Origin of the sequence: Actinoplanes flavus (assembly GCF_017592555.1) — a bacterium.
Lineage (GTDB): Bacteria > Actinomycetota > Actinomycetes > Mycobacteriales > Micromonosporaceae > Actinoplanes > Actinoplanes flavus.
Genome location: NZ_JAGFNS010000010.1, coordinates 131789 through 155587, shown reverse-complemented (window position 1 = coordinate 155587; position 23799 = coordinate 131789). Strand labels below are relative to the sequence as shown.

Below are 23799 nucleotides of genomic sequence, written 5' to 3'. Positions count from 1 at the left end.
CAAGGAACACAAGGCGCTGACCGTCTCCGTCGTGGTGCTCGTCGCCCTGGCCGGGCTCGGGCTGATCAGCCGCTACCGGCGTAAGGGGTTCCTCGGATGATGCAGGACAGCAAGGTGCTCGCCTGGATCTCCGGCGGGGTGCTCGTGCTGATGGCCGGCATCGGCCTGCTCAACTACCGCGGCGTCAAGCAGAGCGTGGAGGCCCAGAAGAAGGCGGACCAGCTGGTCACCGAACTCACCGCGGCCGGGCTGCGGGTGCCGGCCACCGACCAGATCGTCCAGGTGCTCGGCGACGACGGCGGCGCGGTCTGCCTCGACCCGGGCGACGCGCTGCGCCGGGGGATCCTCTACGGCCAGCTCACCAACGGCGCGGCCGGCCCGGGACAGCGGCCGGTGATCGCCGGCGAGAACGTCGTCCAGGGCCAGCTGATCATCATGAAGGTCTACTGCCCCGACCACCTGGAGGAGTTCCAGGAGATCGTCGACGACCTCGAGCTCGCGGAGGTCCCCACGTGAGGGAGAGGATCGACTCCTTGATGGGGCGGGCCCGCATCGACCTCGGGGAACTGGTCGCCATCCCGTCGGTGGCCGACCCACGCCAGTACCCACCCCAGGAGTGCCTGCGGGCGGCGAACTGGGTGGTCGACCGCTTCGCCGAGGCCGGCTTCACCGGCCTCGGCCTGCACGAGACCAGCGACGGCAGCAGAGCGGTCTTCGGGGTACGCCCGGCCGCCGACCCGACCGCGCCGACGGTCCTGCTGTACGCCCACTACGACGTGCAGCCACCGCTGGACGAGGCGGCCTGGCACACCCCGCCGTTCGAGCTGACCGAGTCCGGCGGCCGCTGGTACGGCCGGGGCGCCGCCGACTGCAAGGGCAACATCGTCATGCACCTGACCGCGCTGCGGGCGCTCGGCGACGACATCGGGGTCAACCTGAAACTGATCGTCGAGGGTTCCGAGGAGCAGGGCACCGGCGGCCTGGAGGACTTCGTGGTCGGTAATCCGGAGCTGCTGCGCGCCGACGCCATCCTGGTCTGCGACACCGGCAACGCGGCGGTCGGGGTGCCGGCCGCCACGGTGACGCTGCGCGGCCTGGCGAACGTGGTGGTGAGGGTGGAGGCGCTGGCCGGGGAGGTGCACTCGGGCATGTTCGGCGGTCCCGCCCCGGACGCGCTGGCGGCGCTCATCCACATTCTGGCCACGCTGCGCGACGCCGACGGCAACACCACGGTCACCGGGCTGGAGAACGGCCAGACGTGGAGCGGGGCGCCGTACCCGGCGGAGCGGTTCCGCGTCGACGCGGGGCTGGTCGCGGGCGCGTCGCTGCTCGGTGACGGCACGGTCTCGGACATGGTCTGGGCCCGGCCGGCGGTCACCGTGCTCGGGATCGACTGCCCGCCCGTGGTGGGCTCGGCGGCGGCCATCCAGCCGCACGCCCGGGCCCGGCTCAACCTGCGGGTGCCGCCCGGCACGGACGCCGTCAAGGCGCAGGACGCGCTGGTCGCGCACCTGCGGGCGGCCGCGCCGTGGGGGGTTCGGGTGACCGTCGAGCGGGAGGCGCTCGGGCAGCCGTTCGAGGCCCGGTCCGGCGGTCCGGCCTACCGGGCGCTGGCCGCGGCGATGCGGGAGGCGTACGGGCGGGAGATGGCGTATCTGGGGCAGGGCGGGTCGATCCCGCTGTGCAACGTGTTCGCCGAGACCTACCCGGAGGCCGAGATCGTCCTGATGGGGGTGGAGGAGCCGCTCGCGCTGATCCACGCCCCGAACGAGAGCGTCGACCCGGATGAGATCGCCCGGCTGGCCCACGCCGAGGCGTTGTTCCTGAGTAGTTATCGCAAGTAGACGGGAAACACCGGGGGCCGGGTGCGATGCGCACCCGGCCCCGTACGTTCTCTCAGGCCGCGGCCCGCGAGCGCAGCCCCGCGATCGCGCCGATGATCAGGCAGATGCCGGCGAAGACCAGGGTGGTCGCGCCGATCAGCAGGAAGGTGGCCAGGCCCAGGCCGGGCCAGACCAGGATGGCGATCGCGGCGAGCAGCACGAACACGCCCAGCGCGATCCGCCAGCCGACGCCGGGCTCGTGCCGGCCGAACGCCACCACGATCTCGCCGAGGCCGTCCAGGATCCAGCCGATCGCGACGATCAGCAGCAACAGGCTCAGCGAGTCGGTGGGGTTCTGCACGCACAGCACACCGACCAGGGTGACCAGCACACCGAAGGCGCCGGCCAGGACCCGTTGCAGCGCCGGGGTCTCCCGGGCGACGATCGCCAGAACCGTCCGGGACACCCCCATCACCAGCAGGTTGAGCCCGAACAGGAAGGCGACCACCCGCAGGGTGGCCTCCGGCCAGGCGAACGCGACCACGCCGATCACCGCCACCGCGATGCCGGCGATCAGCCGTAGCCAGTAGCTCATCACGATCCTCCTCACTCGTCTCGGGCACGGCTGTCGTCGCCGTTGTCCCAGTTGCGGGGCCGCCAGTTCTCGACCACCTTGGCCACCGCGGTGACCAGGAACAACGAACCGGTCAGCGCCTCCACGACGGCGATCGTGCGGGCCGGATCGCCGGCCGGGGTCAGGTCGCCGTACCCGGTGGTGGTCATGGTCACGAAGCTGAAGAACAGCGAGTCGGACATGTTCGGTTCGCCCTTGTCGCCGAACAGCGGCCCCGGCTGGATGACGCCCAGGCACTGGTACGCGAACCCGAACGCCATCCCGATCAGCAGATAGGCGGCCAGCGCTCCCAGCAGGGTCTGCTTGTCGACACCGCGATGGGTGCTGAGATGCCGCACGATCGCGAACGGGGCCAGCAGATAGAGGGTGCTGGCCGCCAGGAACGTCCAGCCGATCAGCGGTGAGTGACGGGACAGCACCAGGTTGAGCAGCGCCGCGATCAGGGCCAGCAGGAACACCCCGGCCGCGGCGAACCGCATACCGCTGCGGGCCCGGGAGACCCGCAGCGCCTGCCAGACGGTGACGGTCTGCACGAGTAGCAGTACGGCCAACTGCCAGCGCTCCCGGACCAGCAGCGCCAGCACGTACGTACCGATGATCAGGAGCAGCACCGTTCCGTAGCCGGTCCGTGGCCGGAGCCCGATCATAGTGGCCGTTCCGGCTCCTCGGACGCCGGTAGCCGCCGCACCTCGATGAGGCGCAGCCCGAGTCCGTGGATCCGGGATATCAGCCCGACCACGGCGGATTGATCCGGCAGCGAACCGTGCAGCACCGTCTCGGGCGGTTCCACACTCACCGTCAGATCCTGCAGCTCTGTAAGAAGTTCATCGGGAATCACCCCGGAAACCCTGACCTGATATGTCGGCTCAGGCATCGTCCCTCCTTCTCCAACCCCTCCGGACCAGCCTGTCGGTCCGCTCGGCCGGGCGCGTCATTCCTCACGGATGACGGTCACGGTCAGGCGGCGGTCTCCGACTCCGATCCGCGGACCCGGGCATGGAAGAGTCCGAGCTTGAACAACCGCTCCAGCCGCCGCACCGTGAACGGGTGCGACATCGGCAGCTGGGCCAGCTCGACCCAGAAGCCGCGCAGCGACCGACCTTGGCGGACCAGCTCGTCCAGGTCGGTGGTGTGCTCGGTGTGCCGGCCGGAGGCGAGCAGCACCAGACCGGACGCGCCGGAGGGGCACAGGTGGGCGCCGTGCCGGTCGGAGGAGTACTCCCGCAGCCGCGAGAGCGTCGGGCCGAGCACCGGGATGCGCTCCGAGTAGGCGACCGACAGCTGGTACCAGAGGCTGACGTGGTGCAGCCGGATGTGGCCCAGCTCGTGGCCGAGGATGAACCGCAGCCCGTCCCGGTTGTTCTCGTACAGGTTCACGAACAGCTCGTTGGCGAGCACCACGTAGTCGTGCCCGGTGGCCTGGGCGGCGAAGGCGTTCAGGGTGCCGTTGCCGTTGGCCAGGAACAGCTGCGGCCGGCGCCGCAATCCGAGCTTTCGGGCGAATTCGTCCATCGTCTCGTAGAGGCTGCCGTATTGTTTGGGCGAGAGCTGGACCGCGGTGCCGCGGATCGACGCCCGCTGCGTCTCACGGATCACGATGAGCGCCGGCACGAAGAGCAACAGTCCGATGAAGGCGGATCGGACCGTCACCGCCCAGCCGCTGTCCTGGAGTCGTTCGGGTAGGTACGGCAGCATGATCGCCGCCTGCACGATGGCCCAGATGATGATGATGTTCAGCACCACCATGAAGACGTAGAACGGCAGCTCGGCGGGATGCCGAAGCCTGGGGGGTACGGCGCCCTGCCGTGATGACGTCGACACTGAGGTCCTCCTGTCCTGTGTCCTGCTGTACATCGGCGGTTGACCGGTGACGATCCACCGCGCTGACCGGCCCCGCCTCATCCCGCCGGAATGAGGACCGGCGACCGCGCCCCGGCGACGCTTCGGAACAGACCCGTACGCGAAGGGAGTTCCGCCATGTCATCGACCCGGCGCAATCTCGCACGGCTCGCCTTCTGCGCCGCCGCGGCGGCCGTGGTGCTGCTGCTCGCCGTCGCCGGCCTGCGCGACAGCCTCAACCTGATCCTGGCGGCCGTCCTCGGCAGCGCCGTCGGCCTGGCCGCGGCCTGGTGGTTCCTCACCCATCGCGGGGTGCAGCGGTGGCTGGCCGGCGTGGTGGTGGTGCTGGCCCCGCTCACCGTCACCGTCTTCTACGCCCAGCAGCGGCTGCTCTGGGTGGTGCTCCTGTTCGGAGCGCTGTGGGCGGCGGCGATCGCGGCCGGGCGGCGGGCGCTGGCCGAGCCGGGTGACGGTCCGGAGGAGTTCGAGACCCCGGCGCCGCGTCACCCGTACCTGATCATGAATCCTCGCTCGGGTGGCGGGAAGGTGGAGCGTTTCCGCCTGGCCGAACGTGCCCGCGAGCTCGGCGCGCGCGTGCATGTCATCGATGAACCGGACACGGACGTCGCGGAACTGGCCCGGCAGGCGCTGCGCGACGGCGCGGATCTGCTCGGTGTCGCCGGCGGCGACGGCACCCAGGCGCTGGTCGCCGGGATCGCGGCCGAGCACGGAGTGCCGTTCCTGGTGATCTCGGCGGGCACCCGCAACCACTTCGCGCTGGATCTGGGCCTGGACCGGGACGACCCGTCGACCTGCCTGGACGCCCTCACCGACGGGGTGGAGGTGCACATCGACCTGGGCCGCATCGGCGACCGGACGTTCGTCAACAACGCCTCGTTCGGGGCCTACGCCGCCGTGGTGCAGAGTCCCGCCTACCGCGACGACAAGGTCGGCACCACCCTGGACCTGCTGCCGGAGACGCTGGCCGGGCCGAACGGCCCCCAGTTGGAGCTGCGCGTCGACGGGGTGACCGTCACCGGGCCGCAGGCGGTGCTGGTCAGCAACAACCCGTACGCCACCGCCGACATCGCCGGGCTGGGCCATCGCCCCCGGCTCGACCAGGGCGCCCTCGGGGTCCTGGCGGTCACCGTGCACGGCACGGCCGACGCGGCCCGGCTGGTCGGCGGCCGCGGCCGCGCCCGGTCGGTGCTGATCCGCACGAGCACCACGGCGGTGGTGGAGGCGGCCGCGCCCGAGGTGCCGGTCGGCGTCGACGGCGAGTCGATCCTGATGCCCACACCGGTGGTCTGCGAGATCCGGCCGACCGCGCTGCGCGTCCGGGTGCCCCGCCGCCGGCCCGGGGTCCCGCCGATGCTGCCCGAGATGGATTGGACACGACTGCGGCGGCGGGGCGGGGGCCCCCCCCCCCCCTGACACCCCGGCGGCACCCCCGCCCCGCCGGCCGGCCGGGGGGCCCGCCGTGGCGGCCCGTGTGGTTGTGGCCACGACTGGGGGGGGTGGCGGGGGCCAGCCGCCGCGATTGACTCCCGGGCGTCACCGCCGCCGCGCCGCCCGGCGGGTCACCCGGCGCGCGGTGCGCCGCCCGGTCCGCCGGGCCACTCTCCTGGTTCCGAACATCCCACCACTCCCCTAGTTGTAGTTCGCGGCCGCGGCCGTCTCCAGGTCGTGCAGAACCTCGGCCTCCTCGGCGGCGAGCAGGCCGATCCCGACCAGATCCAGCGGGCTGATGAACCCGTCGGACAGCCGGAAGCCGCCGGCCCGGGCGATGGCGTCGCGCAGCGGCACCGCCCAGTGGTGCTCGATCAGCAGCAACGCCGCGGCGCTGTCGTTCGGGATGTCGCCGAGCACGTCCCACGCCCGCGCGTCGTCGAAGACGGCCACCCCGTCGACGGCCGCCTCGGCGCCCCGCTCGGCGCCGGTGATCAGGCCGGCCTCACCGTCGATGCCGAGACCGATCAGGGCCCCGACCTTGCTGCCCAGCTCGATCGCCTCCTCCTGGGTGAGGTTGCTCAGGTGCTCCACCTCCACCTCGCCGTCGGCGTCCTTGTAGACCGCGAGCGCGTCGATCACGCGCACGGTGTCGCTCTGCCGGAGACGTTCCAGCTCGGCGATGACTTCGCCGTGGAAGTTCGGGTGTTTGAAGCCCAGCACGATCAGCTGGACAGGGCCGATGGACATCGTTGTTCCGCTCCCCCACTGTGAGGCGATCAGGCGTGGTCACGCCCGATTCCGATACTCCGGCCGGCCGGTCCGGGGCCGCCTCATCCGGTACGGGTGAGGACGCGACCGGCCCGCACCGGGTCCACTGGGGCCAGACCCGAGCATCGAGGAAGGGAACAACGACATGGCAACCCTCGTCGCCATCGGCTACGACGACGAAACCACCGCGACCGCCGCGTCGCTGGAGGCACACCGCCTGGCCAAGGACCTGATCATCCAGCCTGACGCGATCGCCGCGATCATCCGCGACAAGGAGGGCAAGTTCCACGTCACGACCAGCCATCACGAGGTGGCGGCCGGGACCACCTGGGGCATGTTCTGGGGATTCTTCTTCGGGCTGCTGTTCTTCATCCCGGTGCTGGGCATGGCGGTCGGCGCCGGCCTGGGCGCGCTGACCGGCAAGCTCGGCAAGAACGCGATCAACAAGGAGTTCCAGCAGCAGGTCCGGGACCTGCTCCAGCCGGGCACCTCGGCGCTGTTCCTGGTCGTCGAGAAGGTCACCCCGGACAAGGCGATCCAGGCGCTGTCGCAGTTCGGTGGCACCGTGCTCAAGTCGTCGCTGTCCAAGGAGGCCGAGGCCGAGCTCCAGGACGCCCTGCACGGCACCGAGCAGTCCGCCTGACATGCACCGAACCCCGGGGCTCGTCACCTTCGCGACGGCCCTCTGTGTCCTCGCCGCCGGTGCTGGTTGCGCCGGCGGCGGGGACGCGGGCGCCGCGGCCGAACCGGCGGTCTGCGAGAGCTTCGCGGCCGTCCAGAACACCGTGACCCACATCAAACAGGCCAACGTCTCGGAGAACGGGCTCACCGCGCTGCGCCCGTACGTCTCCGAGCTCATCGAACAGCTCACCCAGCTCGCCGCCGACGCGAAGGCACAGTTCGGCCAGCAGGCCGACCAGCTGCGGGCGTCCGTCGACGTCCTGTCCACCAGCGTCGACACGGCGCGGGAGAAACCGGACGTGGCGAACCTCGGCGCCGTACGCCAGGCGGTCGACGGGGTCCGGGACACCGCCCGGGCGCTCGCCGACTCGCTGAAGAACACCTGCTGACGTGCTCCTGCGCCGCCTCGACGACCTCCAGCGGCGCCGGCCCGTCCTGGGTTTCAGCCACGCGGTGATCTGCAAGTACCTGGACGACTTCGGTCTCCGGGAGGCCGCGCTCATCACGTACTACGGCTTCCTCAGCCTCTTCCCCATCCTGCTGCTGGGAGTGGCCGTGGTGTCGCGGGTGCTGGCCTCCCGGCCCGAGCTGCGCCAGGAACTGGTGGCGGCGATCGTGCCGCCGGGACTCCAGCCGGGCATCGAGTCGTCGATGGCGGACCTGTCGACGTCGCGCACCGCCCTGATCGCCGGCGTGGTCGGGCTGGTGTTCTCCGGGCTCGGGGTGGTGCTCTCGGCGTACGAGACGCTGAACCACCTGGCGGCCGTCCCGATCCGCCGGCGCGCCGGCGTCCTCTCCCGCTACCTGCGCGCGGTGGCCGGCCTGATCGTCATCCTGATCGGCGCGGTGGCCGCCGGCGCCCTGAACGTCGCCTCGGCCGGCGTCGTGCCCGAACTGGCCGGCGAGGCCGTCGTCGTCTTCCTCACCCTGATCGTGCTGACCCGGCTGCTGCTGATGCGCCGGGCGCCGCTGCGTTCGGTGTGGCCGGCCGCGGCGATCGGCGCGGTGGCGGTGACCGGCGCGCTGGCCGTCGCGGCCGCGGTGCTTCCCGGCCTGGTCCAGCGGGCCGGCCGGGTCTACGGCGCGTTCGCCGGTGCGGCCGGCGTCTTCACCGTGCTCTACCTGCTCAGCAACGCGCTGGTGATCGCCGCCGAGGTGGCCGCGGTCCGGCACGCCCGCCTCTGGCCGCGGGCCCTGGACCCGGCCCGGCCGACCGAGGCGGACGCCCGGGCCATGACCCTGCTGGCCCGCGAGCAGGAGCGGCTGCCGGCCGCCCGGATCGACTACGAGCTCGGTTGAGTCCTGGGCAGGAAGTACGCCGCCACCAGGCCGATCACCCCGGCGCCGGCGACCGCGATCATCGCCCACAGGTACGCCCGCCCCGGCGCCGCGCCGTCCACCCCGGCCACCAGGATGGTGCCGGTCAGTGCGGCGCCCAGCGACGAGCCCAGATTGGAGACGCTGCGTGACAGCCCGGAGATCTCACCCTGGAGCTCCTCCCCGAAACTCGACTGGACCACGTTGACCGACGGGGTGAGCATCCCGCCGAGGCCGAGACCGATGACGAACAGGCCGGGCACCATGGCCCACACCGAGTCGAAGGAGCGGCCCAGCGTGAGCAGCAGGACGATGCCGGCGATGGTGATCACGAAACCCGCCATGATCAGGATGCGCTGCGGGCGGCGCCTGGCCATCCGCTCGGCACCCAGCGAGGAGATCAGCACGCCGGCCGTGGTGGCGGTGAACACCCCGCCGGTCTCGATGGCGTTGTAGCCGCGGACCACCTGGAGGTAGGTCGACACCACGAAGGACGTGCCCATCACCATCAGCCACTGCGTGTTCTGGGTGATCAGGCCGAGGTTGGAGGCCCGGTTGCGGAACAGCCGCAAGCTCAGCAGCGGTTCCCGGCCGGACCGCTCGCGCCGCCGGACCGCGACGAAGAACCAGGTCAGCACCAGCGCGCCGGCGGCCAGCAGGGCGAGGCACAGCCGGATGTCGTCGTCGGTGGCGAGAATGCCGAGCACGATCAGGATCAGGCCGGCCGCGGAGAGCACCGCGCCGCCGGAGTCGAAGGGCCGGGAACGGTCGGCGGGCAGCGGGTCCTCGACCGCCCGGCGGCTGAGCAGGACGATCACCAGGACGATCGCGGCCTGCGCCACGAAGGCGGCCCGCCAGCTCACGGCGGACGCGATGAAACCGCCGATGAGCGGGCCGGCGACGGCGCCGACACCACCCATCGCGCTGATCGCGCCGAAGGCCCGGGCCCGGGCGGCGACGCCCTGGAAGAGCAGGGTGGTGAGGATGTAGACCGGTGGGATCAGAAGCGCCGTGCCGACGCCCTCGAACAGCGAGTAGCCGATGATCAGCACCGGCAGGCTGGGCGCCAGCGCGCTGATCAGCGCTCCGGAGCCGAACAGCAGCAGCCCCAGGATGAGACACCATTTGCGGCCGAAGACGTCGGTGAGCTTGCCGCCGGGGATCATCAGAGCGGCCATCACCAGCAGGAACAGGGTGATGGCCAGCTGCACGCCCTGGACGTCGGTGTTCAGGTCGCGACTGATGTCGCTGATCATCACGTTCATGTTGGAGCCCGCGAAGCTGCAGATGAACTGCGCCAGCGCGAAGGCGATGAGCGCCCGCCGCAACCCGGCCGGGAACCGCCCGGTCCTGGACTTCTCTTGGGTCATGGGACCGAGCCTGCTCTCCCCGCGCCGGGACGGGCATCCCCCGGAACGCATGAGCGGGCCGGCTCAGGGGCGCAGGTCCCGGCTCCAGCGCGGGCCGACTTCGAGCCACTCCTGCTGCCAGGCGCGGGCCCGGTGCCGGTTCAGCAGGATCAGGCCGATCTTGCGCGTCCCGTTCAGCACCGCCCCGGCCAGCACGATCATCACCACCGCGACCAGGGCGGCCTTGGCGACCGGATTGTGGTCGGACGGCCCCTCGCGCTGCTCACCGCCGCGGGTCACCCAGATCGTCACCCGGTCACCGACCCGCTGCGTGGGCGCCACCCCGATGTCGCCGGCCCGGCGGGTGCCGTCCGGTGCGGTCCACAGCGCCCGGGCCGTGCCGGGGGTGGGCGCCGTTCCGCCGGCCGCCTCCCCGCTCAGCGACGGCGGCACGGTGACCAGCTCGGCCGACACCTGGAAGGCGTCGCGCCGGTCGCGCATCGCCTCGGCGACCGCGGAATCGTAGGCGCCGCCGGCCGCCCACCAGGCCAGTACCGGTCCGCCCAGCAGGAACAGCACGAAAAGGCCCAGCAGCATACCGGCCTCGACACGGTCCGAGGCCCGCCATAAGGGGTTGTTCTTCCGGACGAGCATCTCCTCACCCTCCCTGCCACTCCGGCCGATCATCCGTTGCCACCGGGCCGGGACGGTTCACCCGCACCGGATGAGGATGGGCGGACCCTTGTTCGGCGACGCTTTCGGACATGACCAGATCAAAGATGTGGGTACGCCTGCGCTACGAGAGCGAGGAGGCCACCGCCTCCGGGATCTACGGCATGATCGTCGGCGCCGCGGTCCTGGTCGCCTCGCACGCTCCCACCGCCGGGCGGACGGTGCTGGCCGTGCTGGCCACCCTCATCATCTACTGGCTGGCCGAACGCTATGCACGGATCGTGGCCGAGCGCATCCACGCGGGACACCGGCCCACGTGGCACACGGTTCGCCGCCAGCTCACCACCGGCTGGGAGATGATCACCGCGAGCGCCCTGCCGCTGCTCGTGCTGATCTCGGTGAAGGCGGGCGGCGGAAGCCTGGAGAAGGCGATCTTCGCCGCCCTGGTGTGCACCACCGTGCTGCTCTGCCTGGCCGGCTGGCTGATCGGCGCCAACGGCCGGCTGAACCCCGGCGAGCGGATGGTGTCGATGCTGGTCGCCGGTGCGTTCGGCGCCACGCTCATCGTTCTGAAGACGCTCCTGCACTGACCCGCACGTGCACCACCCGGCCGAGATGCCAGCCGTCCGGGCCGAGATTGCGCTCGCGGACCTCGATCTCGCCGCGGTCCACGCTGATCACGCTCCAGGAGCAGGCCGAGCCGCGGACCCGGTGGCTGGTCGCGGTGCCGGCCACCACGAACACCTGGTGGCCCAGCACCCGCACGTCCGGGACGTGGGTGTGGCCGGCGAGCAACAGGTCGACGCGGGCCGCGCGGACCGCGGCCAGCAGATGGCGCCGGCCGAGCAGCGCGGCGGTCCCGGTGGCCAGCGGCGGATGGTGCAGCGCGAGCACCCGCACGTCACCCGTGGGCGCCGCGCCCAGGACCCGGACCACCTCACCGGCCTGGCGGGAGGTGACCCGCCCGTTCTTCCACCGCCACCGCGGCATCGACTGCAACCCCAGGGCGGTGATCCCGGGGACCTTCCGGACCGGTTCCAGGTCCGTGTCGATCCAGCTCTTCCAGCGATCGTACGGCTGCAGCGCGCGACGCCAGTCGGCCAGCGGCACGTCGTGGTTGCCGGTGACCGCCAGCACCGGTGCCGGCAGCTGGTCGAGCAGCTCCCGCACGTGCCGGAACTCCCGTTCCCGGGCCCGCATGGTGAGGTCCCCGGTGACCACCGTTAGGGCGGGCCGCGCCGCCGCCACGTCGGCCGCGATGCTCGCCAGCGCGGCCCGGTCGTGGGCGCCGAGGTGCAGGTCGGACAGATGCGCGATGATGACCGGTCGGTTCACGGCCGCGGCCCCTTCTCAGATGGCTTCCCGCTCGATCGGGCAGGCCAGGCAGCGGGGCCCGGACCGGCCGCGGCCGAGTTCGCCGCCGGCCACGGTGATCACTTCGATCCCCTGGCGGCGCAGGTAGGTGTTGGTGGTGACGTTGCGCTCGTAGCCGACGATCACCCCGGGTTCGAGGACCAGGAAGTCGCTGCCGTCGTCCCACTGCTCACGCTGCGCGGCCCGTAGCTCCCCGCCGGTCTCCAGCACGTACGGCTTGGCGATGCCGAGGGTCTCGGCGAGGGTGGTGAACAGGTCGGTGTTGCGGTCCACCCGCAGCCCGTCCGGCCCCTCGCCGGGCTCCACCGTCCAGGACCGCAGTGGCCCGTCCAGGTACGGGTACATCACGAAGGTGTCCCGGTTGACCATCGTCATGAGCGTGTCGAGGTGCTCGACGCCGGACGAGCGCGGCAGCTCGACGGCGATCACCCGGGTCGCCGTGCCGCCGGCGAACAGGCCCCGGGCCAGGTTCTCCACGCCCATCGCGGTGGACCGCTCGCCCACCCCGGCCATCACCGCGCCGCCGCCGAGCACGTGGATGTCGCCGCCCTCCAGGGTGGCCGGCTGGTGCGGGCGGTCGTCGCCGCCGTACCAGACGGTGACGTCGGCGAGGGTGAACATCGGGTGGAAGCGGTAGACGGCGGCGCAGTGCACGGTCTCGCGCAGCCGGGCCGGCGAGGCCATCGGGTTGATGCTGACCCCGTCGTGGATCCAGGCCGAGTTGTCCCGCTGGAACAGGTGGCCGGGCAGCGGGTCGAGCACGAAGTCGTCGGCGTTCATCAGCTCCCAGCGGAGGCTGTTCACGGTGAACCCGGCCAGCTCGCTCTTGAGCACCCCGCCGATCAGGTAGTCGGCCAGCCGGTCGCTGTCGGCCTGCTCGGCCAGCCGCCGCAGCGGACCGGCCAGCGTCGGCCCGGCGGTGTCGCCGGTGATGACCCGGTCGAGGATCCAGGAGCGCGCCCGGGGAATGGCCAGCACGTCGGTGAGCAGGCTGCCGAGATAGTGCACCTTCACGCCGTGGCCGCGCAGTGTCGCGGCGAAGTCGTCGTGCTCCTCCCGCGCCCGCCGGGCCCACCGGATGTCCCCGCGCAACAGGTCGGTGTCGCCGGGGCGCAGGCGGCCGAGTTCGACACCGGGGCGGTGGAGGATCACCTGCCGTAGTCGGCCGATCTCGGAGCCGACGTGGAAGGACATGCGCTACCCCCGGGATCTACGGTTCTTCACAGCCGTGCCGGAAGCCTCGGGCAAACCGGCTGGTCGGGGCATCACTCCGGCCGGATGAACATCGACTGTACGCCTCGCACGTCACGGTCCAGCCGGCGTGAAACGTCCCATTTCGTCCTCGCCCTGCTGGATGATGCCGTAGCTGGACTCGGGCACCGGCTGCCAGGCGCCCTCCATCTCGCCGAGCGGCTCGGAGACGATCAGCCGGGTCTCCTCGGACAGCGCGCGCAGGGTGTCCAGTTCCGGGTGCAGCGCCCGCAGCGCGGTCATGTCGGTGCTGAAGTAGAGCGAGCGGCTGCGGCCCTCACTGGAGTACCGGAAGGTCCAGATCCGGTCGCCGTCGGTGGTGCCGACGGTCATCTGGAGCGGGTCGGGCACCCCGTGCCGGCGGCCCACCGACTCGATCAGGCCGGCCATCCGCTCCACCGCGGCGACCGGGTGGTCCCGCAGCCCGTACGTGATGGCCAGGTGGAACATCACCTCGGAGTCGGTGGATCCGGCCATCGACGGGTACAGCTCGGGGTCGACGGCGAGCACCAGGTCCCGTTTGAGCCGGGCGAACTCCCGGATCGACCCGTTGTGCACCCACAACCAGTTCTGGAACCGGAACGGGTGGCAGTTGCTCTGCTGCACCGCGGTGCCGGTGCTGGCCCGGATGTGCGCCAGGAACAGCGGCGAACTGGTGGCGTGGGCGAGCTCCCGCAGGTTGACGTCGCTCCACGCCGGGCCGACCGACCGGAACAGGGCCGGCTCGCCGGCGGCGTCGACCGGATACCAGCCGACGCCCACACCGTCGCCGTTGGTGGTCTCCACCCCCTCGCGCGAGTGCTGGCTCTGGTCGATCAGCGAGTAGCGGGGCCGGTAGAGCAGGTCCTCGAGTCGGATGGGCGTACCGGAGTAGGCCAGCCAACGGCACATGACACGGTCCTCCAGGGTCGGTGGCGGCCATCCTGGCCGTCGCGTCCGGGCGCGGGGCTCACCCCTCGCGGATGAGGTCCGCCGACTTGCGGCAGCCGATCTGCTCCAGCCAGCCGACCAGCACCCGGTGCACGGCGTCGGCGCCGATCAGCTCGGCCGGGACGGTCAGGCTCCGCGGGTGGATGAGCATCGGCCGGCTCTGCGCCCCGCCCATCCCGCCGTGGCAGCCGATCAGCTCCTCGAACGCGGCGACCTCGTGCGAGACCGGGTCGAACAGGCTGTTGATCACCAGGTCGCCGGTGTTCGCGAGGCCGTCGTGACGGCGCAGGTCGTCGGCCGCCCGCGGGCCGAACCCGAGCAGCGGGTCCAGCCCTTCGACGTGGTCGTCGGCGAGCCGTCGCCGGCCGGCGCGGCCCAGCACGATCGGCCCGTCGGCCCGGGAGCGGACCATCACCCAGCCGATCCCGGGATGGCCGGTCAGCCCGGCCAGCAGCGCGGGGTAGCGTTCCTCGATCTCCTCGAGCGGCACCCGGCCGGGCACCCGGGCGAGGTAGACAAGCGCCAGGTTGCCGCCCGCCGCGACCACGATCTCCTCGCCGGCCGGCCGCCCGGGAACCTCCTCGCGCTGCCCGGCGTCGCGTCTCAGCCCGGCCTGCAACACGTTGGCCCGGCCCGCCTGCTCGTTCTCCTCCGGTGCGGCCACCCCGCCGGCCGCGGTCAGCCGCTTGATCAGCTCGTCCAGGCGGAGGCCGTAGCGCTGCTCGAAGGTGGCGCCCTGGCTCTGCCCGTGATCGGAGAGCACCACCAGGTGGTACGGGCGGGGCGCGGCCGCCGCCACCTCCTCCAGGGTGGCGAGCACCCCGTCGATGCCCTCCAGCGCGGCCAGCGACTCCGGCCGGGCCGGGCCGGCGTGGTGGGCGATCTCGTCGTAGTCGACGAAGTCGCAGAACACCACCGGGGCGCCGCGCATCATCTGCTCGGCGATGACGGCCAGGTTCAGGTGCCGCAGCAGCACGTTGGTGGCGCCACGCAGCAGCACGTACCGCCAGTCCCGGTGCATCCGCGGGGTCACCTGGCGCAGCCGCTGCCGCCGGGCCTGGTGCAGCTCCTTGACGATCTCACCCACGGTCAGCACCAGCGACTGGGTCAGACCGAACGGGTCGAGCAGGTAGGCGCTCAGGTAGCGGGCCGGGCCGTTCTGCTTGGCCGGGACCGTGCTCATGGTAAGCAGCGAGGTCGGGGCGTCGCCGGAGAACACGTTGCTCACACTGACCCCGCCCTCGGCCAGCAGCCCCCGGCCGTCCGAGCAGCGGGACTCGACCATGGCGCTGTCGGCCGGCTGGTTGGTCACCACGAGACGGCCGGTGCTCTTCTCGTACCAGCGGAAGGCCGGAACCTGATCGCTCGCGCCGTGCAGCAGCCCCGCCTGGCTGGCCGGCGTGGTCGCCGGCAGCTGAGCGTGCCATTCGGTGAGCGTGTGGCTGCCGGTGCTCAGCCACCGGCCCAGCGTGGGCAGGTTCCCGGCGTGGACCGCCCACCGGGCCAGCGGCGCGGACAGCCCGTCGATCTGGATGAACAGGACGCCCGGGGTGTCGATCGGCGGCACGCTGCGCCGGAAGTGCCGGTTGACCCGCAGCAGATGCCGGGTGGCCACCCCCGGCTGGCCCGCGGTGATCACCCAGAGCCCGGCGCTCATCAGGATCGCGCCGAACCAGGAGGCCCAGAAGGCGGACCAGAAATTGTCCACGTGCACGCCCGGGGTGAGCCACAGAGCCAGGTAGACCAGCAGCGACTGGGCCACGAGCCAGCCGAGCACCACGCCCGGCCACCCGATCGCGGACAGCACGCGCACCAGCAACGGGCGCAGGGCCGTGCCGAGCAGCCCGACCAGGATCGCGGCGGTCAGGACGGCCCAGCCGTTGTCGGCCGAGATCCCCGGCAGGATCCCGACCACGACACCCACCACCGATGTGCCGAGCAGCACGATCACCAACGTGCGCACCATGGGTGTCAGTGTCGGGCCGGCTCATGCGGGCGGCCCCATCCGTACCGGATGAGGCTGAGCGGCCGTCCGCGCGCCGACCATGAGCGGGTGACAGAGCCCGACCGCGCCTTCACTCCTGGACGGATCCTCGCCGCCGTGCCGGACCGGCTGCGGCCCCGCGCGGCACTGTTGCTCGGCCACCAGACCGGCGCCGTGCTGCTGCGCACCGCCGGCGAACTGGTCCGGGTGCAGATCTTCGACCGGTCGATGACCCTGGCCGCGCAGACCTTCACGTCGATCTTCCCGATGCTGATCATGATAGGCGCGCTGTTCGGCGGCCGGGCCCGGGATCACCTCGACGTCCTGGTACGGCTGCCGGAATCCAGCACCCGCCTGCTCGACGAGGCGCTCGCCGGCAGCCGCAGCAACGCGTTCGGGGTGTTCGGCAGCCTCATCGTGATCCTGTCCGCGACCGGGCTGGCCCGGGCGCTGGTTCGCGCGTACCGGGCGATCTGGTCGGTGCCCGGCCGCCGGGTCGGGGCGCGGGCCACCGCCTGGCAGATCGGCAGCGTGCTGATCCTGGTCGGCTTCCTGCTCGTGGTCCGCCTGCTCGGCGGTCTGGCCGGGCGGGCCTTGACCCCGGTGATCGCGGGCACGCTCCTGGCCCTGCTCTCCGACGTGGCACTGGCCGCCCTGCTGCCGCGGATCCTGCTCGGCCCGGTGGTGAGCCGGCTCCGGCTGCTGCTGACCGGCGCCGTCTTCGGCGCGATCATGCTGGCCGTCCGGCCCGCCGGCGAGGTCTACCTGCCCCGGGCCCTGGAGTCCAGTTCCGCGCGGTACGGCACGATCGGCCTGGCGTTCACCTACATCGGCTGGCTGTACGTGCTGTCGTTCTGCCTGCTGCTGTCCGCGGTGGCCGGCGGGATCCTGGCCGACCTCTGGGCCGGGCGGTTCGCGCGCATGACCCGCTGGGCGAGCCTCGGGTCAGGAGGCTTTCCGCAGGTAGAGGGCCAGCCCGACCTCGGCCAGACCGGTCAGCAGGCTGCCCGCGCCGGTCAGCAGGACCAGCGTGCCGAGCGACAGGGACGGGGTGAGCACGAAGACGATCCCGATGATCATGGACAGCGCCCCGACGATGATCAGGGCGACCCGCATCGGACCGCGCGCCGCGACCGCGCCGATCAGCAGGGCCAGGCCGCTGAGGATCCAGGTGGTCGCGAAGATGACCGCGAGGACGGCCAGCCCGGTCACCAGGTTCCGCAGGCAGAGTAGGCCGCCGATCATCACGATCACGCCGACGATCCCGGACAGCACGTGCCGGCCCAGACCGGCGCCGTTCGGCAGGAAGGCGCCGATGATCCGGGCCAGGCCGCCGAAGAACAGCCAGATGCCGGTGAGCGCGGCCATGATCCGCAGGGAGATGTCCGGCCAGATGAGGACGGTAAGGCCGAGCGCGATCGCGAGCAGGCCGGTGATCAGCAGCGTCCACCAGGGGAACGGCTGCCGGCGTACCTCGACGATGGGGTCGGGCCAGATGTGTTCCACGTCGGTCATGGGCTGAGCGTGGGAGACGACCGCCGCCATGGCATCACCCATCACGGATGAGGGTCAGAGCAGCCCGGCCTGCCGGGCCAGCACCACCGCCTCACGGCGACGTCCGGCGCCCAGCTTGCGGTAGATCGACCGCATGTGCGCCTTCACCGTGTTGACCGAGATGCTCAGGTTGACGGCGATCTCCCCGGCCGTCAGCACGGTCGGCAGGTATTGCAGGACGTCGAGCTCGCGCTCGCTGAGCGGACCGGCCGCCTGCCCCGCGCCGAGCATCGGGATCTCGCCGGTGATCTCGCCGAGGACGCCGTCGCCGGCCGGGCCGCGCAACTCGGTCAGCCACTGCTGGCGCTCGGCCAGCACCAGCACCCGGTGCGCGTCGTAGCGGCGGAACGGCCGGCGGATCCGCTCCGGTTCGGCGGCCGCCAGCGCGCGGGCCAGCGCCTCGCTGGCCACGGCACTGCGGCCCTGGGTGTCGGCGGCGAGGGCGGACAGCAGCCAGGCGCCGACCGCGGCGATCCGGTCGGCCCCGCCCCGGACCCGGGCGAGCAGCGGTTCGGCGGCGGTCAGGTTGCCGGTGGCGAGGTATGCGCGGGCCAGGCAGACCTGCTCGGCGGCGATCAGGTCGGACTGTCCGGCGTACCGGATCAGGACGCCGGAGGCGTCGCCGGACGCGAGCCGGATCTCCGCCCCGGCCAGGGCGATCAGCCGGTCCGCGAAGGGCGCCACCATCGGCGGTCCGGCCTCGGCGCGGATCTGCGCGAGCAGGGTACGGGCGCCGGCCGTCTCGCCCCGGTCCAGCGTGAGACGGACCCGGACCAGGCCGGCCAGCACCGACATGGCGGCCTCCGGAACCTCACCGAGGGCGTGCAGCGCCTGCCGCAGCGCCGCCTCGGCCTCCGGCTCCCGGCCCCGCTCCGCCTCGATCAGCGCCCGCGCCAGGTAGGCCGGCGCGGCCGTGGCCCGGTGCTCCGCGTCGATCCGGCCGGCCAGGGCGATCGCCGCCTGGGCGTGTTCCTCGGCCTCGCCGGGCGAGCCCTGCAGAAACGCCAGGCAGGCCAGCATCGCGAAGGCGTTGACCTCGATGTACGGCGTGCCGGCGGTCCGGGCGGCGGTGGCCGCCGCCCACAGGTACCGGTCGGCGTGGTCCAGCCGGCCGGTCCACAGCCAGGCGACGCCCTTGTTGTTCAGCGCCGCGGCCCGGTACTGCAACAGCGCCGGCGCCTCCTCCCAGGTCAGCCGGGACAGCTGGGCGAGCAGGGCGGTGGAGGCGTTCGCCAGGTGCGGCATGTCGCCGTGCCATCGGATGACGGCGCCGGTCTCCAGCACGGCGAGCGCCGTCTCGATCTGCGCCCGCAGCGGCGACGCCGGCCGCTGGGCGAGCAGCGCGCGGGCGTGCGCTGTCCGCCGGGGCACGGCCGCCAGCTCGCCCCGGGCGAACGACAGGATGACCGCGCAGACCGCCATCTCCGGGCTGGTCGGCAGCAGGGCCGGCGGGATGCGGCCGAGCAGGTCGAGGAACTGGGGCCGGTCCGCCGAGGTGTAGAGCGGCACGCCACGCTCGACGACCAGGGCGGCCACCAGGTTCCAGTCCTCGGCGTCCACCGCGTGGGTGAGCGCGGTCAGCGCGTCGCCCTGGCCGGCGTGCCAGCGGGCCGCGGCGCGGTGCAGCCGGCCGGGCACGTCCGGCCACAGCTCGCCGAGCCGGTGGCGCAGCGCGGCGCGGACCATCGGGTGGTACCGGAACCACCGGCCGCCGGCCGGTTCCAGGAAGAGCCTGTCCCGGACCAGCCGCTCCAGCATCCGGTGGCCGCCGGCGCCCTCGGTCAGGGCGTCCGCCAGGTCACCGCAGATCCGGTCCGGCAGGCTGGTCCGCAGCAGGAAGGCCCGGATCTCGGCGGGCTGGGCGTCCAGCACCTCCCGGGTCAGGTACTCCCCCACCGCGGCCTCACCGCCGTTCGCGGTGTCGGCGGCCAGCCGCAGGCCGGCGCCCCAGCCCTCGGCACGGCGCACCAGCGCCGCGAGGTGTTCCGGCGGCAGCGCCCGGCCGCGCAGGCTGAGCAGCTCGGCGGCCTCCTCCAGGCTGAAGGCCAGGTCGGCGGCGTGGATCTCGGTGAGGTCGCCGCTCATCCGCAGCCGGTGCAGGAGCAGGTCCGGCTCGCGGCGGCCGAGCAGCACGAACCGCAGCCGCTTGGGGGTGGCGCCGAGGAGCCCGGCCAGGCTGTTCAGCACCCGGGGGTCGGCGACCCCGTGCAGGTCGTCGAGCACCACGACGACCGGCCCGTCGGCCGCGGTCACCGCCGCGCCGAAGGCACGGCGCGCGTCGGAGCCGTCGCCGGGGACGGTCACCCCCGCGGCGCTCAGCGACCGGTTCAGATCAGCCCAGAAGGTGTACGGGTCGTCGTGCCGCTCGTCGAGGGTGAGCCAGGCGACCGGCCCGGAGAGGGAACGGGCGGTCGCCCAGGTGGCGGTGAGCACGGTCTTGCCCCAGCCGGGCCCGGCGCAGATCAGCGTCACGGCCCGGCGGACCCCCACGTCCAGGGCCTCGACGAGACGGCCGCGCCAGACCAGGCCGCTGGGCAGGCGGGGCGGGAGGTGGTGGTCCACGGCTATCGGAACGGTCGAACGGGTCGTGAGCTGATCTCGCATCTCGCCCCCAGTCACTCGGCACGCACGGTGGACCGGACCGCCCGCGAAGCGGTCATCCCCGAACTGACACAGCCATCGGATTCCAGCCGGTCGAGCGCGGGGCCCCCACACGCGCTCGGTGGCCGGGAACGAATCAGGTGGGTCCCAGCTGTCCGGGGCCTACCGAAACACACCGCGAACGCCGGGGGCAACCACGCGTATTCGCATCAGGAGCGCAACGAAGCCGTTTCCGCAGCGTGCAAGTTGCACGTGCGCCGCGGATCTCATCCGCCGCGTGCGAGGCGGGAGACCATCCCCGGCAAGCAGGCTGAGCTTCCGGAACGCAATCCGGATTCACAGGAGGGACTCGACGATGACGATTGATCACCGCGGCGATCCGGTACGCCGGGTGGCGCCCACCAGGGAGTCGCCCGCGCCGGAAGCCGACACCTGGATCGGGCTGCTGGTGTTCGGCGGGGTCATGCTGCTCGCGCTGGGTGTCTTCCAGCTCATGGAGGGCTTCACCGCCCTGCTGCACGGCGAGGCCTACCTGGTGACCGCAGAGGGCATGCTGATCGAGCCGAACCCGCAGGCGTGGGGCTGGACGCATCTGCTCCTCGGTCTGGTCAGCGGCGCGGCCGGTGTCGGCATCCTGTTCGGGCAGACGTGGGCGCGCGTCGTCGGCGTGCTCTTCACCGCCGCCGGCGCGCTGGTCCACTTCCTCTTCCTGGCCACCGCCCCCGTCTGGTGCACCATTCTGATCGCCCTGGAGGTGCTGGTCATCTACGCCCTGTGCGCACACGGCGGCGACATCCGCCGCGGCCACCACTCGTAGACCCGGTCAGATCAACCGCAGGGCGCGCGCCCGGCGTACCGCTTCGTTACGCCGGGACGCGGAGAGTTTTCGCAGGATGCTGCGGACGTGGGTCTTCACCGTGTTGACCGAGACGTACATCGAGGCGGCGATCTCCTCGGTCGGCAGCATCTCGGCCATGCCGCGCAGCACGTCCAGCTCCCGCTTGCTGAGCTGCTCCACCACGACCGGGTCGGTGACCGGGCCGTCGGTGGCGGCCGCGCCCGGGGTCAGCGCCCGGTACTGCACGATCAGCCGGTCGTCGTCGCGCAGCAGCCGCCGCAGTTCGCTCCAGACCTGGTGCACGGGCCGCCGGTACGACTCCGGCCCGGCCACCCGCAGCGCCCGCCGCAACGCCTCGCGCGCTCCCACGGTGTCGTCCTGACCGTCCGCCAGCATGGCCAGCAGCAGCCACGCGTCCAGCGCGACCGGCGCGGGGACCCCGGCCGCGTCGGCGACCGTCCGCGCCACCTCGTGCGCCGGCCCCGCCTGTCCCTGGGCCAGCAGCAGCGCGGCACGGGTCACCGCCACGTCCGCGGCGGGCGAGTCGGCGTAGCCGTCGAGCAGGACACCCGCCTCGTTCACCCGGCCGCCGGCGATCAGCAGGCGGGACAGGTTCATGGTGAGTTCCCGGGTCAGCCAGCGCGGCGTCCCGGAGACGCCCTCGCGGGCGGCGGCCAGCACGTTGGATGCCTGCCGCAGCTCCCCACGGGTCTGGAGCCGGCGGGCCCGGACCAGGGCGTACGCGGCCGGGCCGGGCCCGGTCGTGCCGTTGGCGCAGAGGTGCTGCGCGGCCCGCAGCCGGCGGTCGGCCGTCTCGATGTCGTAGCGCTCCAGCGCCACCCAGGCCAGCGCCACCTCGGCGGCGGCCGGCCAGCGGTCCTTGCCGAGCCCGCGCCGGGTGGCCAGCTCGATCGCCTGACGGGCGCTCGCCTCGGCCCGGGCCAGCCGGCCGCGATGCGCTTCGATCAGCGCCAGGTTCTCCAGGGAGGAGATCCGCACCGGCTCGGCGCCGGGCGCCGTGACGGCGGCCGCCTCGGCCAGCACCGTGGCCGCCTCGTCGACGTCGCCGCTGCCGCTGCGGGCCAGGCCCTCGGCGGCGAGCAGCAGCATCCGCAGCTCGGGGTGCCGGGCCAGCCGCTCGGCGGGCGCCACCGACAGGAAGCTACGGGCGGCCGGCGCCAGTTGGGCCACCTGCTCCGGGTCGGCCCCGTCGGCGAGCAGCAGCAGCCGCATCAGGAAGCAGGAGGCGGTCAGGCCGTCGCCGCTCTCGGTGGCCCGCACGCTGAGCAGCTTGTTCGCGTGGGTGAACTGCTCGGCGGCCCGCGCGTGGTCGCCGTCGCCGTGTGCCATGGCGGCCCGGATCATCACGGTCTCGGGCTCGTCGAGGTGGGCGGGCAGGCCCGCGAACAGGGCGCCCAGCCGGCCGCCGGAGCCCTCGATGATCAGCGCGCCGAGGGCGAAGTCCTCGATCACCATGGTGGCCGCGCCGGTCCAGTCCCCGGCCTGGACGGCGTGCCCGACCGCCTCGGCCAGCTGCCCGTGCGCCACCAGCCAGGCGGCGGCCCGCTGGTGCAGCACCGCCACCTCCTCCGGCTCGGTCCAGGCGAGCTGTGCGCGCAGCAGTTCGGCGAAGAGCCGGTGGTAGCGGTACACCTCGGCGCCCGCGCCGACCGGCTGGATGAAAGCGTTCTCCCGGGTGAGCGTGGCCAGCAGCCGGGCGGCGTCGGGCCGCCCGGTGACCGCGCCGGCCAGATCCGGGGTGAACGCGTCCAGCACGCTGGTCTCCAGCAGGAAGCGCCGCACCTGCGGCGGCTGGATCCGCAGCACCTCGCCGATGAAGTACTCGGCGATCGTGGACTCGTCGCCCGAGATGGTCTGCACGAGCCGGCCCGGGTCGGTGGTGCCTTGCATGGCGCAGGCGCAGAGCCGGATCCCGGCGGCCCAGCCCTCGGTGTGCTCCAGCAGGACGGCCGTGTCGTCCGCGCCCAGGTCGACGCCGTGCAGCCGCAGCAGGGTGGTGGCCTCGGCCGGGGTGAAGGCGAGATCGGCGGTACGCAGCTCGTGCAGCTCACCGGCGAGCCGGTACCGGTAGAGCGGCAGCGGCGGGTCCCACCGTCCGGTGAGGACGACCCGCAGGTTGTCCACATGGCTCAGCAGGAACTCGAGCCCGGAGGCCCACTCCGGCCCGGGAAGCTGGGAGGCTCCGTCCAGGATCAGGACGATGTCGGTGGGGTGGTCCGTGACGGCCGCGGCCAGCCGGCCCAGGACGGCGCGGGTGACGGCGCCGTCGGCGATCGAGGGCACCTGGACCCCGGCCCGGCGCAGCCCCTCGGCGACGTACGTCCAGAAGGTCGACGCCTGCTCGTCACCCTCTTCGAGGGTGATCCAGGCGACCGGCCGGTCACCGGCCCGGGTCCGCGCCCAGGCGGCCAGCAGCTGGGTCTTTCCGCTGCCGGCCACGCCGGTGACCAGGGTGACCGGGCCCGCGACCCCCTCGGTGACCCGGTCGAGGAGCCCTGGCCGGGCCACCATGAACGGTGGCGCGGCCGGGACCACGAACTTGGAGGCGAGCAGCGCGCTGGCCTGGTCCGATCCGTATGTCCTGGGTGGATCCACGATCAGTTCTATCGACACGTGCTACCTCCAAGAGCCACCCCGTTTGATCTCTCGTTCAGACTTTCTCGCCCACCCGCTCCGCACATCGTTCGGATCGGATAATCCCGTGACCCTCG

At 72.6% G+C, this 23799-nt stretch carries 22 protein-coding genes and 1 pseudogene; 9 read left to right on the top strand and 14 right to left on the bottom strand.

Annotation, left to right across the window (positions count from 1 at the left end):
* The first annotated feature begins 96 nt into the window (after positions 1-96).
* Positions 97-516, top strand: coding sequence for a hypothetical protein (locus tag J5X75_RS17125; RefSeq protein ID WP_208468400.1), 420 nt, complete (start codon positions 97-99; stop codon positions 514-516).
* Positions 513-1844, top strand: a complete 1332-nt coding sequence (locus tag J5X75_RS17120; protein ID WP_307798123.1) for a dipeptidase — start codon at positions 513-515, stop codon at positions 1842-1844. Before J5X75_RS17125 ends, J5X75_RS17120 begins: the two co-directional genes overlap by 4 nt.
* A 52-nt stretch (positions 1845-1896) precedes the next feature.
* Here J5X75_RS17120 and J5X75_RS17115 read toward each other — a convergent pair whose 3' ends face one another.
* The 4 genes from J5X75_RS17115 to J5X75_RS17100 all read right to left on the bottom strand — a co-directional run bounded on the left by J5X75_RS17115 (position 1897) and on the right by J5X75_RS17100 (position 4278).
* Positions 1897-2418 carry an HdeD family acid-resistance protein gene (locus J5X75_RS17115; RefSeq protein WP_208468399.1) on the bottom strand — a complete coding sequence of 174 codons (522 nt, stop codon included), beginning with the start codon at positions 2416-2418 and terminating at the stop codon, positions 1897-1899.
* Positions 2419-2429: 11 nt separating this feature from the next.
* A complete protein-coding gene (locus J5X75_RS17110) occupies positions 2430-3104 on the bottom strand; it encodes a potassium channel family protein (protein ID WP_208468398.1) in 675 nt (224 codons plus the stop codon).
* Positions 3101-3331: a DUF8691 family protein gene (locus J5X75_RS17105; RefSeq protein ID WP_183218742.1), complete on the bottom strand. Its 231-nt coding sequence runs from the start codon at positions 3329-3331 to the stop codon at positions 3101-3103. Before J5X75_RS17105 ends, J5X75_RS17110 begins: the two co-directional genes overlap by 4 nt.
* A gap of 83 nt (positions 3332-3414) precedes the next feature.
* Positions 3415-4278 carry a M48 family metallopeptidase gene (locus J5X75_RS17100; protein WP_307798122.1) on the bottom strand — a complete coding sequence of 288 codons (864 nt, stop codon included), beginning with the start codon at positions 4276-4278 and terminating at the stop codon, positions 3415-3417.
* 156 nt (positions 4279-4434) lie between these two features.
* On the opposite strand from J5X75_RS17100, the gene J5X75_RS17095 reads away from it, so the two are divergent.
* Positions 4435-5730: a diacylglycerol/lipid kinase family protein gene (locus J5X75_RS17095; protein WP_208468396.1), complete on the top strand. Its 1296-nt coding sequence runs from the start codon at positions 4435-4437 to the stop codon at positions 5728-5730.
* 216 nt (positions 5731-5946) lie between these two features.
* On the opposite strand, the gene J5X75_RS17090 is transcribed toward J5X75_RS17095, so the two are convergent.
* Complete coding sequence (locus J5X75_RS17090) at positions 5947-6495, bottom strand: hypothetical protein (protein WP_208468395.1); 549 nt, start codon at positions 6493-6495, stop codon at positions 5947-5949.
* 166 nt (positions 6496-6661) lie between these two features.
* Between J5X75_RS17090 and J5X75_RS17085 the strand changes: the two genes are divergently transcribed.
* From J5X75_RS17085 to J5X75_RS17075, 3 genes are read left to right on the top strand one after another with little or no spacing between them, the layout of a single operon-like run.
* Positions 6662-7159 (top strand): DUF1269 domain-containing protein, encoded by a 498-nt coding sequence (locus tag J5X75_RS17085; RefSeq protein ID WP_208468394.1) that lies wholly within the window; start codon positions 6662-6664, stop codon positions 7157-7159.
* Position 7160: 1 nt separating this feature from the next.
* Positions 7161-7586, top strand: coding sequence for a hypothetical protein (locus J5X75_RS17080; protein ID WP_208468393.1), 426 nt, complete (start codon positions 7161-7163; stop codon positions 7584-7586).
* 1 nt (position 7587) lies between these two features.
* Entirely contained in the window at positions 7588-8496 is a 909-nt protein-coding gene (locus J5X75_RS17075) for a YihY/virulence factor BrkB family protein (protein ID WP_208468392.1), read from the top strand.
* Here the strand turns inward: J5X75_RS17075 and J5X75_RS17070 are convergent.
* Together J5X75_RS17070 and J5X75_RS17065 are read right to left on the bottom strand one after the other, a co-directional pair.
* Positions 8481-9884, bottom strand: coding sequence for an MFS transporter (locus tag J5X75_RS17070; protein WP_208468391.1), 1404 nt, complete (start codon positions 9882-9884; stop codon positions 8481-8483). The genes J5X75_RS17075 and J5X75_RS17070 overlap by 16 nt on opposite strands.
* Positions 9885-9947: 63 nt before the next feature.
* Positions 9948-10517 (bottom strand): Rv1733c family protein, encoded by a 570-nt coding sequence (locus tag J5X75_RS17065; RefSeq protein WP_443607217.1) that lies wholly within the window; start codon positions 10515-10517, stop codon positions 9948-9950.
* Positions 10518-10627: 110 nt separating this feature from the next.
* On the opposite strand from J5X75_RS17065, the gene J5X75_RS17060 reads away from it, so the two are divergent.
* Positions 10628-11125 (top strand): hypothetical protein, encoded by a 498-nt coding sequence (locus J5X75_RS17060; protein ID WP_208468389.1) that lies wholly within the window; start codon positions 10628-10630, stop codon positions 11123-11125.
* Here J5X75_RS17060 and J5X75_RS17055 read toward each other — a convergent pair.
* The 4 genes from J5X75_RS17055 to J5X75_RS17040 all read right to left on the bottom strand — a co-directional run bounded on the left by J5X75_RS17055 (position 11097) and on the right by J5X75_RS17040 (position 16056).
* Positions 11097-11870, bottom strand: a complete 774-nt coding sequence (locus J5X75_RS17055) for a metallophosphoesterase family protein (RefSeq protein ID WP_208468388.1) — start codon at positions 11868-11870, stop codon at positions 11097-11099. The two genes, J5X75_RS17060 and J5X75_RS17055, sit on opposite strands and share 29 nt — an antisense overlap.
* A gap of 15 nt (positions 11871-11885) precedes the next feature.
* Positions 11886-13103 (bottom strand): arginine deiminase, encoded by a 1218-nt coding sequence (locus J5X75_RS17050; protein WP_208468387.1) that lies wholly within the window; start codon positions 13101-13103, stop codon positions 11886-11888.
* A 111-nt stretch (positions 13104-13214) separates the two neighbouring features.
* Positions 13215-14051, bottom strand: coding sequence for a class II glutamine amidotransferase (locus J5X75_RS17045; protein ID WP_208468386.1), 837 nt, complete (start codon positions 14049-14051; stop codon positions 13215-13217).
* Between the two features lie 58 nt (positions 14052-14109).
* Entirely contained in the window at positions 14110-16056 is a 1947-nt protein-coding gene (locus J5X75_RS17040; protein ID WP_208468385.1) for a phage holin family protein, read from the bottom strand.
* A gap of 48 nt (positions 16057-16104) precedes the next feature.
* On the opposite strand from J5X75_RS17040, the pseudogene J5X75_RS44380 reads away from it, so the two are divergent.
* A pseudogene (locus tag J5X75_RS44380) lies at positions 16105-16938 on the top strand (YhjD/YihY/BrkB family envelope integrity protein); the annotation flags it as partial.
* Positions 16939-17019: 81 nt separating this feature from the next.
* On the opposite strand, the gene J5X75_RS17030 reads toward J5X75_RS44380, so the two are convergent.
* Entirely contained in the window at positions 17020-17589 is a 570-nt protein-coding gene (locus tag J5X75_RS17030) for an HdeD family acid-resistance protein (protein ID WP_208468384.1), read from the bottom strand.
* Between the two features lie 54 nt (positions 17590-17643).
* A complete protein-coding gene (locus J5X75_RS17025) occupies positions 17644-20190 on the bottom strand; it encodes a winged helix-turn-helix domain-containing protein (protein ID WP_307798121.1) in 2547 nt (848 codons plus the stop codon).
* 394 nt (positions 20191-20584) lie between these two features.
* Here J5X75_RS17025 and J5X75_RS17020 point away from each other — a divergent pair, with 394 nt between their 5' ends.
* On the top strand, positions 20585-21046 hold the full coding sequence (locus J5X75_RS17020; RefSeq protein ID WP_208468383.1) for a DUF7144 family membrane protein: 462 nt from the start codon (positions 20585-20587) through the stop codon (positions 21044-21046).
* Between the two features lie 6 nt (positions 21047-21052).
* Here the strand turns inward: J5X75_RS17020 and J5X75_RS17015 are convergent, their stop codons facing one another.
* Positions 21053-23701 (bottom strand): winged helix-turn-helix domain-containing protein, encoded by a 2649-nt coding sequence (locus J5X75_RS17015; protein ID WP_307798120.1) that lies wholly within the window; start codon positions 23699-23701, stop codon positions 21053-21055.
* Positions 23702-23799 lie beyond the last annotated feature (98 nt).